This window comes from Fodinibius salsisoli, from assembly GCF_026229185.1.
Taxonomy (GTDB): Bacteria; Bacteroidota; Rhodothermia; order Balneolales; family Balneolaceae; genus Fodinibius; species Fodinibius salsisoli.
On sequence record NZ_JAGGJA010000001.1, the window covers coordinates 642,739 to 654,738 of the forward strand.

General features: G+C 44.4%; 13 protein-coding genes. 4 read left to right on the forward strand and 9 right to left on the reverse strand.

Going from position 1 to position 12,000, the window contains the following annotated elements:
* Positions 1-6: 6 nt before the first annotated feature.
* A complete protein-coding gene (locus J6I44_RS02700; RefSeq protein WP_265764405.1) occupies positions 7-312 on the forward strand; it encodes a hypothetical protein in 306 nt (101 codons plus the stop codon).
* Positions 312-1,070 carry an MBL fold metallo-hydrolase gene (locus tag J6I44_RS02705; RefSeq protein WP_265764406.1) on the forward strand — a complete coding sequence of 253 codons (759 nt, stop codon included), beginning with the start codon at positions 312-314 and terminating at the stop codon, positions 1,068-1,070. The genes J6I44_RS02700 and J6I44_RS02705 overlap by 1 nt, the downstream gene beginning before the upstream one ends.
* Positions 1,071-1,094: 24 nt before the next feature.
* Here J6I44_RS02705 and J6I44_RS02710 read toward each other — a convergent pair whose 3' ends face one another.
* Positions 1,095-1,562 (reverse strand): hypothetical protein, encoded by a 468-nt coding sequence (locus tag J6I44_RS02710; RefSeq protein ID WP_265764407.1) that lies wholly within the window; start codon positions 1,560-1,562, stop codon positions 1,095-1,097.
* Between the two features lie 182 nt (positions 1,563-1,744).
* On the opposite strand from J6I44_RS02710, the gene J6I44_RS02715 reads away from it, so the two are divergent.
* Positions 1,745-2,347, forward strand: a complete 603-nt coding sequence (locus tag J6I44_RS02715) for a hypothetical protein (RefSeq protein ID WP_265764408.1) — start codon at positions 1,745-1,747, stop codon at positions 2,345-2,347.
* Positions 2,348-2,361: 14 nt separating this feature from the next.
* Here the strand turns inward: J6I44_RS02715 and J6I44_RS02720 are convergent, their stop codons facing one another.
* The 8 genes from J6I44_RS02720 to J6I44_RS02755 form a co-directional block, all read right to left on the reverse strand.
* On the reverse strand, positions 2,362-3,447 hold the full coding sequence (locus tag J6I44_RS02720) for a mannose-1-phosphate guanylyltransferase (protein WP_265764409.1): 1,086 nt from the start codon (positions 3,445-3,447) through the stop codon (positions 2,362-2,364).
* 131 nt (positions 3,448-3,578) lie between these two features.
* On the reverse strand, positions 3,579-4,673 hold the full coding sequence (locus tag J6I44_RS02725) for a sensor histidine kinase (RefSeq protein WP_265764410.1): 1,095 nt from the start codon (positions 4,671-4,673) through the stop codon (positions 3,579-3,581).
* On the reverse strand, positions 4,670-5,350 hold the full coding sequence (locus J6I44_RS20760; protein WP_265764411.1) for a response regulator transcription factor: 681 nt from the start codon (positions 5,348-5,350) through the stop codon (positions 4,670-4,672). Before J6I44_RS20760 ends, J6I44_RS02725 begins: the two co-directional genes overlap by 4 nt.
* Positions 5,351-5,465: 115 nt before the next feature.
* A complete protein-coding gene (ruvA, locus tag J6I44_RS02735; protein WP_265764412.1) occupies positions 5,466-6,065 on the reverse strand; it encodes a Holliday junction branch migration protein RuvA in 600 nt (199 codons plus the stop codon).
* A gap of 15 nt (positions 6,066-6,080) precedes the next feature.
* On the reverse strand, positions 6,081-6,662 hold the full coding sequence (gene ruvC / locus J6I44_RS02740) for a crossover junction endodeoxyribonuclease RuvC (protein ID WP_265764413.1): 582 nt from the start codon (positions 6,660-6,662) through the stop codon (positions 6,081-6,083).
* Between the two features lie 410 nt (positions 6,663-7,072).
* Positions 7,073-8,914, reverse strand: coding sequence for a Xaa-Pro dipeptidyl-peptidase (locus J6I44_RS02745; protein WP_265764414.1), 1,842 nt, complete (start codon positions 8,912-8,914; stop codon positions 7,073-7,075).
* 22 nt (positions 8,915-8,936) lie between these two features.
* Positions 8,937-10,316: an alanine/glycine:cation symporter family protein gene (locus J6I44_RS02750; RefSeq protein ID WP_491536870.1), complete on the reverse strand. Its 1,380-nt coding sequence runs from the start codon at positions 10,314-10,316 to the stop codon at positions 8,937-8,939.
* A gap of 46 nt (positions 10,317-10,362) precedes the next feature.
* Positions 10,363-10,830, reverse strand: coding sequence for a DinB family protein (locus J6I44_RS02755; protein WP_265764416.1), 468 nt, complete (start codon positions 10,828-10,830; stop codon positions 10,363-10,365).
* A 253-nt stretch (positions 10,831-11,083) separates the two neighbouring features.
* Between J6I44_RS02755 and J6I44_RS02760 the strand changes: the two genes are divergently transcribed.
* Positions 11,084-11,851 (forward strand): type III pantothenate kinase, encoded by a 768-nt coding sequence (locus J6I44_RS02760; protein ID WP_265764417.1) that lies wholly within the window; start codon positions 11,084-11,086, stop codon positions 11,849-11,851.
* Positions 11,852-12,000: the final 149 nt, after the last annotated feature.

A 12,000-nucleotide genomic window follows, 5' to 3' on the forward strand; every position in this document is an offset into this window, starting at 1 on the left:
ATCCCCATGAAAACAGAAAAACTACTTTTAGAGTTAGAACAACTGGTAGAAGAGGCCGGCTATACCATCCGGAAAGAAAAAGGAACATTTAGAGGAGATTCCTGCATCGTAGAGGGGGAAAACCTGGTTGTACTCAATAAGAAAAAGCCAGAGCAACAGCAGGTAGGGTTACTGGCTCGCGTTTTAAAAGACAAGTCCCTGCAGGATATTTATATTAAGCCTGCCGTCCGCAATCACCTCGAAGAACTTTGGGATCGTTTTGACAGGTTTAAAGATACTGAAATTGAAGAATTAGATATAGATCTGGATTAATGCAGCTAACTTTTTTAGGAACAGGTACCTCCATGGGGGTTCCTGTAGCAGGTGGATTTGGGAAAGAGCATTTAGATGGCGATCCGCGTAATATTCGTTGGCGTTGTTCGGCATGGCTGCAAACCAACGAAGCCTCGATAGTGATCGACACCGGTCCGGAATTTAGACTGCAGACCATTCGTTCCGGATTGTCTCACATCGATTTGGTGCTCATAACGCACGAGCATATGGATCATATTTCCGGTCTGGATGACTTGCGGCCTTTCTGTTATAAGCAGGAACAGAGCATTCCCGTTTATACAAGCAAATCATGCATAGAAGCTATCAAACGAAGGTTTGACTATATGTTTGGTCCGGATAAATATCCGGGGGCAACATCAATAGATCTCCGGGAGATGACGGATACCCTTTCGTTCAAGGATGTTGACATTACCCCGCTGCCCGCCAGCCATGGTCGGATAGATGTATTGGGTTTCCGGGTAAATGAAATTGCTTACCTCACCGATGTAAAAGAGATTCCTGAGGTAACGAAACAACGCATTCGGGGCTCTGAGGTGCTGGTGCTTGATGGATTACGCTGGGAGCCCAAACATCCTACCCACCTAACCATTCCCGAAGCAACAGCTATCGCTAATGAGTTAGAAATTCCGCAGACGTATTTGATTCACATGAACTCCTATGTAAATCATAAAAAAACGAATGCACGCCTCCCGGATAACGTCCAGTTGGCCTACGATCAGCTGACAATAGAAGTATAACATCCATATGCTTGGATGTTGAGGTTAAGCAGGCTGATTGGCATTGGCAGTATCCGGTTTATTGTCAACCGCAAGATAATGCAGCGTAAGGCTGTTATCAGATTTTGGCGAAGGAGCTGCAGCGATGATGGCGTCAGTGGCTGGTTTGTTATATTCATCATGGAGGATATAGTTATCCTCCACATATTGCTGAACCCGATCAAAGGCATGGCTTGAAACCTGGCTGCCGGCAAAAACCAGGAAAAAGCCAATGCTGGCAATAGGACCGGGATATAGCAGGATAAACTCTGTAAATGTAGGCCCGCCCAAACCAATTCGGAGAGAACTGGGCCCAAAGAGAAGAGTTAGGATGCCAGTAAGCAGTACAACACCACCTATTCCAAGAATTGCATAGCCGACGTATTCTTGTATGGTCGCTTTTTTAACAGCCGATACGTTCTTAATGGTTAAGGGAAGGTCTTTCTGGGTAACTTTGCGTGGTTTATTTTGCATAGTAGTAAATTAGTAATTATTGTAAAGTACAATATAATTTCATCTAAATACTATATAGTATATATACCCATATATGTATATAGTAATATTTTTTCATTATTCAGTTGAAGAAATATAAATGGGACCTTAAATAATGAGGAAAAGCAAATATCGGCGTTAGAACTCATTAAATTAACTAATTGATGGGGAGGCAGATTTTGCAAAAACCCCTCAAATACACCGGAGGAGGATATATGCCTATATTGGTAAAAAATATAATAGTATTGTCCATATCGTTATTATTAGGGAGCGATCTTACTTTAGCACAGGTTGGGGTTAAGAAAAACGACTCAACATACAAAAGCTGTTCGTCTCAATTGGAATATTTAATGGACTCATGGAATCCCAAAATCATAAAAAATTATCAAGAAATTGAACCCTTGTCCTATGAACTCATTGACACCTTGAACGATGTTAACATGTCATTTTATAAGGAGCAGATAATGGATAAGGATAACTATGTTTTAGATTATGAAAATGAAACAAAAGTTGTATCGGAACATCAATTAAGTGATTTATCAACAGAGGTTGCTTCACAGTTAGCGGATGCTCATGATAAAATGTTAGCTAAGGGCAATAAGGTTTATGCCATAAAAGTTAAGCTACGACAAGGCATTTTTTATAATTATGGTATTTGTGGAGCAATAGGAACTGAAAAAATATTTTGGGATAATATGTTTAGTAATATCCTACTCTTTGAGAAAGGTTTTAGCTCAAAAAGAGTTGTTCCTGTTTCTATATTTTAGCCGTGAAAGAGACTTTATAAAAATCTTTTAGTCTCTTCGTTTTCTTTAAGCTGGTTGACGATTTGCTTAACGCCCTGGGCTTCGTTGAGGTTACAGACCAGGATAGCGTCATCTGTTTCAACAACGGCAAGATTCTCTACACCAACGAGCGCAATCATCTTTCCGCTCTTACTCTGGATGAGATTGCCGCCAGCATTGGTGAGTGCAGCGGTTTCTGTTTCGATAACATTTTTGTTTTCGTCCTTGGAACGCAGCTCATACACGGCTTTCCAGCTGCCAACATCATTCCAGCCAAAAGAACCCGGTACTACAAAAACATTGTTGGAAGACTCCATAATACCGTAGTCAATAGAAATTGATGGGCAGTTTTGATAAAAGGTGTTAATGGCTTCATCCTGACTATCGGTACCAACGGAGTTCTGCAGCTTATCCGCCTCTTTCTTTATTTCCGGCTGAAATCGGTCAAATTCTTTCAGTATTGTGGATGTAGTCCAGACAAACATGCCGCTGTTCCACAAAAAATTACCGGAGTCCAGAAACTCCTGGGCTTTTTCTTTATCAGGCTTTTCGCGGAATTGGTGTACTTTCTTGACTTCACGTCCAGCATAAATACCGGAAGAATCTTTATCAAACTCAATGTAGCCGTAGCCGGTTTCGGGATGGCCGGGTTCAATGCCTACCGTGATGAGGTTTTCCCCTGCTTTTGCTTTAGCCTGAGCAGTTTCTAAGACGGCAAGAAAGGTCTCGGTATCTTCGATAAGATGGTCGGCGGGGAGGACAACCATCGTACCGTCGGGATCCTGATCGTGAATGAGTGCGGCAGCAAGGGCAACGCAGGGTGCGGTATTTTTGGGCATCGGTTCGCCCACAATGTTCTGGAGGGGAACATCGGGCAGTTGTTCGTGAACCAAGTCTTCATAACGCTCATTGGTGATCACCCAGGTGCGCTCGGCAGGAATTAGTTCTTCAATGCGATCGACCGTCTTCTGTAGCATCGTACGATCGCCAAATAGATTCAAAAATTGCTTGGGATGTTCTTGGGTGCTTCGGGGCCAAAAACGCGTGCCCGATCCTCCGGCCATAATTACAGCGTGCAGCATAACGTTGAATATGAGTTAGTGAGAATAATTTTAAGCTGAAAAGTAGCTAATATTGCAGCAATAATGAAAGATGAGATTTTAGCCCGTTTGGATTTCTTCGACAGATACCTATGGGAAGTGAAGGTGAAAAATCATTCAACCATTTCAGCAGACACGGGAGTTCTCTGCACTTTAGTGAGTGTAAAGCTAAATGTAGAACCTTCATTGGCTGTACTCTCAATAAAAAAGTCTTCACCATGGGCTTCCATAATGTGTTTTACAATAGCTAATCCAAGGCCGGTACCCCCTTTTTCACGAGATCGTGATTTGTCAACCCGGAAAAACCGCTCCGTTACCCGTTCAATATACTGTTGTTCAATTCCAATACCGGTATCTTTCACATAGACCAGGATTTTGTCTTCATCTTTAGGGAAAGGTTTCGAACCAACTGTAACGGAGCCATTGGGTACATTATATTTGATGGCGTTTTCGATCAGGTTAATCAGCACCTGCTTTATCTGGTTGCGGTCGGCAGATACTAAGGTATTTTTCTCAAAGCGATCTACTTTCAGGGAGACATTTTCTTTTTGCGCTTTATACTGCAGGCTTTCCACCACATCGGATGCTATATCGTGGAGATAAATATCCTGCACCTCCGACTTTAGCTCTCCTGTCTCGAGCTTAGAAATCTCCATCAGATCTTTGGTGAGGAAAATAAGACGGTTCACATTTCGCATCGCCTTCTTCAGGAATTGTCGGTTCACCTCCTCATCATCGATTGCACCATTGAGCAGCGTTTCAATAAAGCCCTGAATGGCAAAGATCGGGGTTTTTAGCTCGTGCGAAATGTCGCCGATAAATTCTTTGCGATAATTCTCAATGCGATTTAAGCGCTGGATTTCCCGTTCCACCGTTTTGCTTGCTCGTATAGACTGTTTGATGAGGTAGTCGAGTTCATCATGGCCGCCGGCAGAGAGTTCTTCATATTCCCTAAACCGTTTGCGGGCAATATTCCGGGTGATGCGATTGAGCGATTCCATCCGGGAAAATTGTAGCCGGTAAATGGTGTAGTAAATGGTACAAAAGGCTGTAACCATTATTACCAAGCTAAGCAGCAGGGCCAGACTTATGGATAGGTCCGCAAAGAAGATCAACAAAATGATGCATAGGCCGCCGACAGGCAGTGCCGAAAAAAGAGCAACCCTAAATGATAATCGGGATGATTTGGTGAACGATGCTCGTTTCATTCTTTGAAGCGATATCCTACGCCTTTAACGGTTTCGATATATTCTTTTCCCAGCTTTTCACGAATTTTCCGAACATGGACGTCCACGGTACGGTCGACGACGTAAATATTGTCGCCCCAAACATGGTTGAGCAGCGTTTGTCGATCCATGACTTTGCCTTTACGGCTGGCTAAGAAATATAGCAACTCAAATTCTTTGCGGGGCAAGTGAAATTCTTCCTCCCCCTGGGTTACAATATAACGATCTTTGTCAATGACAATATCATGGACGTCGATCTGGTCGGCCATCTCCTGGGTTTCTTCAAAACGACGAAGCACGGCTTTGATGCGCGAAATAAGCTTGGTTGTGCTAATGGGTTTAGTGATATAATCATCACCGCCTTTATCGAGCCCTTCCACTTCGGTTTTTTCATCGCCCCGGGCCGTTAAAAAGATGATAGGAATTTGTTTAAGTTTTTTGTCGCCCCGCATTCGTTCAACAACTTCCAGCCCATCCATCTTAGGCATCATGATATCCAGTAACACTAAATCAGGGTTGTGCTCACGAGCAACTTCAATACCTTCCAGCCCATTTTCTGCTTTTAAAACATCAAAGCCTTCTTTTTTGAGGTTATATTCGATTAGATCGAGGAGGTCCTGTTCGTCGTCGACAACTAAAATGGTTTTTCTATTAGCCACGGGCTTAGGATTGGTTGCATGTTTAGTTAACGTAATGAAATTATGATCACAATTTTACCTGTCAATACTACAAAGAGCCCTTCTCAAATTAAACCCGAAGGTTGTTAAATAATTGTTATGTATTGAGCTGGGCAAGTGCTGATTTGACAAGATCCTGTACGTTTTCGGCATTTTCTCCACTATTAACCGCTTTTGAAACGGCCTTTTCGGAATCACGTTTTTTAAAGCCGAGCGACTGTAAAGCTGATACGGCCTCTTCTTTCAGGTTACCGGAAACCGAGCTACTGCTGGAAGTATAAGTGGCGTCAACCATTTCAGAAACTTTGTCTTTAAGCTCCAGGATCATACGTTCCGCCGTTTTCTTACCGATCCCTTTAATTTTTGAGAGGGTAGATTTATCCTTCTGGACGATCGCCCCGGTAATTTCCTGCGCCGGCAGGCCTGAAAGGATCGTCAGCCCCAGCTTGGGCCCCACCCCTTTAACCGTAATCAGCAGTTCAAAGAGGTCTTTTTCATTTTGTCCCAAGAAGCCGAAAAGTCGCTGATCATTATCCGTAATATGGTGATGAACCAGTAGCTCAGTCTCTTCTCCCTTCGCGGGCAGCACCTCCAGTGTTTGACTTGAAATTTCAAGCTGATAACCCACATCGTGTACATTGAGAATCAGCTGATTTTCTGATTTAGAATGAACTATACCTTTTAAATAAGCAATCATGAAATGTTGTTAAATCTAAGAACGTATTCGATCTGGATTATTGGCTACAAAGCTTTCCCAGCTCGACTTACTATTATTCTGATGAGTTTTCTTTTTTGAGGCGGGCGTCTGGCTCAAGACACTATCTTGCTTCATTAAATGGCACCAGGCAACTGCCAGGGCATCGGTGGCATCCTTCGATAGTTTCTCTTTAGGCAGACGTACCGTCTTACGTAACATAAAAGCCACCTGCTCTTTACTGGCGTTACCATTTCCCGTAATCGATTTTTTAACCTGCTTTGGATAGTATTCGGTTACCCCGATATCACTGTTGGTAATCGCAAGCATGGCTGCGGCTTGTGCACGCCCTAATTTAAGCATAGCCAGGGGATCCACTCCATAAATAGGCGTTTCTACAGCGCATGAAGTAGGATTAAAGGAGGCTATAATCCCGGATATTTTTTCAAAAATATGCTGTAGCCGCTCTGAATGATCATCCATATGGGCCATGGTGATAGTATCACAGCGCATGGCCACCAGTTTACCGTCCTGCTTCGTAAGGATGGCGTATCCTGTGGTACGAGATCCCGGATCGATACCTAAAATATTATCAGCCATAGCTACAGAATAAAGTTGTTTTATGATCTGTCTTGTAAAATATAATGGATTCGGCTCACCATTACACATATTGATAATAAAAAAGCCCCGGCAATTTATTACCGGGGCTTCAGGGTATCTATCTATGCTTAGAATGCTACTTCGCAAGGGTAGGTTGCGTTCGCATTTTCTTTTTCAAAACGATCTTATTACACAGGATAACTAATGCAACTAAAATGGCATTATTATATAAGTTCATTATAATGCATAGGTTTGCGTTTAATATCTATGGTGCTAAGACATTTCTTAATACGACAATTCTTTTCTATTGTTTCAGAAGAAGTGAAAAAATAAAAAAAACGCTTTAAAGGTAACGGTACCGACTGGCAGTAATAAATAATATGGCTGGCAAGCCGATACCCATAATTCAATTAATCGTTACTCACTGCCTTCTCCCCACCAACAACTGGTAAGGTGAGCGATGTGCCATCTAAATCAACGGTTATTTCTGTACCGGGGTCAGGATGGAGCGTGTATTCCCGGTCACTGGAAAAAATCATCAGCCCAATTTTTTGGCCCGGAGGAATAACTTGATCATCCGGTTGTAGATCAAACGTCAGGGTATAAAATGTACCGGGCTCTAACGGCTCGCTTTGCCGAAGTGATTCATGGTTTTGAGGATCCGCCCACCCCCTGGTGATAATATTATCGGTGATCTTAGTGTCTCGGCCTTCACGCCAGGGGAGTGATACAAGCATCACGGATAGGTTGGCAGCCTGCTTGCTGCTGGCCAGTTTTATGGTGATCGAGGGTGTTCCAGAAATGTGCACAGGCTCACGAAGTTCAGGGGTAACGTACATCAGTCGGTGGTCGGTCCATTCGGCCTGGGCTAAATCTGAGGCTGAAAAAGAAAAGTTATCGATCAGCGATTCTGTTCCTTCACCTTTCGTTTTCTTGAGCGTTAACCCACCTTGTTGCGGAGCTCCAGCCGTAAGGTGAAGGGTAACTGGTTCAGCATCGGGGTTGGGATAATCTTCATATGGGGTCGGTTCTTTGCTGTTATCATTTTCACGGACAATCCAGGCCCGGGGATCATCTTCAACATTATTTTCTATGTCAAACAGGTAGCGGGTGAACCAACGATTCATCATCTCCAAAGGAGGAGGTCCGCCATGACCTCGTTGGTGATAATAGATCTGCGCGGGAACGCCTTGCTCTTTAACAGCTTTATAGATGCGATAGCTGTGTTCCGGCATCACGTTCCAGTCATTGAATCCATGGGACATTAACACCGCCGCTTTCAAGGGTTCTAACTGATTGAGATAGTCACGTCCAGCCCAAAAGTCATTATAATCGCCCGTAATACGGTCCATTCCATTTGCCATCTCGGTATCACGGATAGTAGAGTCGCTATAGGCGTTGTGCTCTTGGTTTCCACTGTGGATGAAATCATACAGCACATCTATGTCTTCGCCCAAGTATCCTCCCGGTGAGCGAACCAAGCCATTGGAGCGGTAATAGTGGTAATATGAGGTGTTAGGCGCTACCGGAATAATGGCTTTAAGACCTTCAACTCCGGTAGTAGCCGCAGCAAGAGGCAGAGTGCCATTATAGGATGTACCGGTCATGCCTACATTTCCTGTGGTCCAGTAAGCCTCAACTTTTTCATTGCCGTCAACAGTTTTGTAACCGTTAGCACGTCCGTTAAGCCAATCGATAACGGCCTTGGGTGCTAATGATTCATTTTTACCGCCGACGGTTGGTGAACCTTCGGATAGCCCTGTGCCGGGCGAGGATGAGTGCACGACAACAAACCCACGTGGGACCCATGTTTCTATATGGGTATTGGAAATAATGGGACTGGTATCCCGCCGGTCAATTTTTGGAGGATGGAGGCGTTTAGGTGGTTTTTCCCCCAGCTCATGGCGAACACCCCAAAAAATGTCTGACCCAGATACGGTACCGGCATAATAAGGGCTTGTCTCGTAAATAACCGGAAGTTTAAGACCTGCTTCAGTTTCAGCAGGACGGGTAACATCAACATGAACGCGATCAGGTTTTCCATCGTCATCGGAATCAAAATTGGTTTCCACCCATAAGTCATGTCGTATCCATTTTGAAGTGTCTTCGAATGCGGGAACGACTTGAGCCTGGCCATCCTTAATAACAGGCACTTTGGGTTTATCTGCTTGCTGTGCATTTGCAGGGGACATCCACAGCGTTATAAAAAGTAGGCTTAGAGTGAGGGTAAATAAAAGCGTATGTTTTTTCACTGTCGAGGGTAATTTAAGAAGGTTAATGGTACTCTTTGAAACTATCGATGCGGGAAAAGTAATCCTGGGCTGCTTCCTTAACTCTTGGCGCCATCATGAGTGTGGCGACCATCGTTGGAATGGCCATCACGGCATACATGCCATCAATGAGGTTGATAACAGCGGAGATAGAGGTTACCGCTCCGAAGATAATCGAAGCTACATAAAAATACTGGTACCAGTCTTGTCGTTCGGCACCTGCTAAAAATCCAAAGCATTTGGTTCCATAGTAGGAATAGGTAAAAAGTGAACTGAAAGCAAAGACAGCAACACAAAGCACCAGCAGGTAGGGGCCAATAGGACCCAGCGCTTCACCGAAGGCCGAAGCGGTAAGCGCAATACCGTTTTCGTCTCCCGTTCGCCATACCCCTGTTACCAGAATAGCAAGTGCGGTCATCGTACAAACAAGCAGCGTGTCGATGGCTGGGCCAAGCATGGCTACGAGCCCTTCTCGGACGGGTTCTTTCGTTTTGGCAGCCCCGTGGGCCAATGTAGCGGTCCCAATACCGGCCTCGTTGGAGAAGGCGGCGCGTTTGAAACCAGTAATGATAATTTGTCCCACCGCTCCGCCGAGGGCCGCTTTAGCCGTAAAGGCGTCTGTCACAATTAGGTATAAATAGGTTGGCAGCTCCTGGAAGTGAACACCTAAAATAACCAGTACAAGGCCCACGTAGAGTATTACCATAGCTGGAACCATGCGCGAAGCTACCTTTCCAATCCGTTTAATGCCTCCAAAGATGACCAGCGAGACGATGAGAAAAATGATAATGCCGGTGTAGAGGTCGCCCATGAAGTGGGCCTGTTCAGTAACCCATCCGTTGGGGATATATACGATATCCCGAAGTGCCTGCGTTAACTGATTCGCCTGGAAAATGGGCAGGGGGCCAAAAAGTCCTGCCAATGCGAAGAGGCCGGCCAAGGGCTTCCACTTGGGGCCCAAGCCTTCGCGTATCATATACATAGTTCCTCCCTGGATTTTCCCTTTGGAATCTTCGCCCCGATACATAATAGAGAGCGTACAGGTAAAGAATTTGGTAGCAATGCCGAGAAAGGCACTTACCCACATCCAGAAAACGGCACCGGGACCACCCATAGCTATAGCAACAGCTACACCACTGATGTTACCTAAGCCCACAGTTGCAGCAAGTGCACTCGAGAGGGCCTGAAAGTGGTTAATATCTCCGGGATCATCGGGGTCATCATATTTACCCCGCAAAATGTTGATGGAGTGTTTAAAATAACGGAAGGGGGCAAAGCCAGAATAAATCATAAAAAAGAGCCCGCCGCCGCAGAGCAAAAGGACAAGTGGAATGCCCCACATGAAACTTGAAAATGCTGACAGAAGTTGTTCGAGAGATTCCAGAGTGTAACCTCGCGTAGATTAAATGAAAATTAAGAGGGCCAATATACTAATTAGCACGACTAAAGTAGATAAAGTCGGTACCGGGAGGTGTTATTTTTGCATTTCGTAACAACTGAGCGATTTGAGCCCGGTGGTGTTGGCCGTGAATAACAATATGTTGTAGAATATCCGCAAGTGGAGTGGCATACTTCTGACCTTTTGAGTTTTGATAATGGATTTTGCGGTTAAAATAAGGGTCATTGGATTCGATCAACACCTCCCACTTTTCTGCTAATGTTTTTAGCTTTTGCAGTGCGGTAGGGAGGCCATAGTCCGGCCAGATTTCTATCTTGTCCGAAGCGCTTCCTTTAATGCGGGCATGCCAGTGCTCTTGGCTACCGGCGATATGAGAGTAGTAAGCTACAGCTTTATCGGATTCCGGAAAGTTGAGATGCTCCTGAAGCGTTAATAAAATTTGATCATTGGCCCACATATCATAGGTGAATAAACGTAATAGTTGATCCTTTTGACTCATAAATTGAGGTAATTTGGCAGTTAAGGGAATAGCGTTGCGCTTCGAATTAGTCAACCTTTTAAGATACAATCGTAGTGGTATCATTACTCAATGTCAATGTCAGGTCTGTAAGAATAATCATGAAGAGCTTTCTAATTCCACACCTCGGCATCCCCAACTAAACATTGTCAATCCATAATTATACAAATTTTGAAGTAGGAAACCGGTAACCTATTTTATGCGTGACAACAAGAAAATGTAAAGTAAAACAATTATGCTCTTAGCGCTCGATATAGGGAATACAAACATTGTTGCAGGGGTGTCTGATGAAGGAGTATGGAAATATCAATGGCGAATACAAAGTGATGACAGTAAGACTGCTGATGAATATGGAGTCCTTTTACAGAACTTATTTACGGCAGAAGGCTTAAGCTATAAAAAGTTTGACCGTATAATCATTGGCAGCGTTGTACCTCAACTTACGGAAGTGATTAGCGAGGTATTCCGTCGGCGTGCACAGACTGAGGCCGTTGTACTAAATAGTACACTTGATACCGGAGTTAAAATAACCACTACCAGCCCGAAAGCTGTTGGGGCCGACCTGATAGCCGGTGTGGCAGGGGCCTGCGAAATGTTTGAGGATGATTGCATTGTTGTGGATTTTGGAACGGCAACAACCCTGGTAGCTGTAAAGAAGCCCGGTGAATTAGTAGGTGGAGCTATTTGTGCGGGTCTTAAGGTTACTATTGATGCCTTGGTTGGAAAGGCTGCCCAACTTTCACAGATTCCGCTTGTACCACCGCCCAACGTAATTGGTAAAAATACGCAAGAGTCTATGCAATCGGGATTGGTTTTGGGACACCTTTGCATGGTGGAAGGACTTATCGACCGGATGAAAGAACAGCTGGACTCACCAACGGTAAAGGTGGTTGCAACCGGCGGATTCTCTGAAAAGATAGGACCCTATACCGATTATTTTGATACCATTGATCCCATGCTTACGCTGGATGGATTGCGAATTATCATGGATCGGCAGGAATAAGGATAAGAGGCAGAAGTGAAAGTGGAATTGCTACAAAAAAATGGACAGTACGTTAAGCCAGATCATGCTGCCCGTTCTTGTTGTTGGGTTAAATACTCTTGCATTTCCGCCGGTGTGCGGTAGTCCAGCGTTGAATGCAAGCGCTGGCG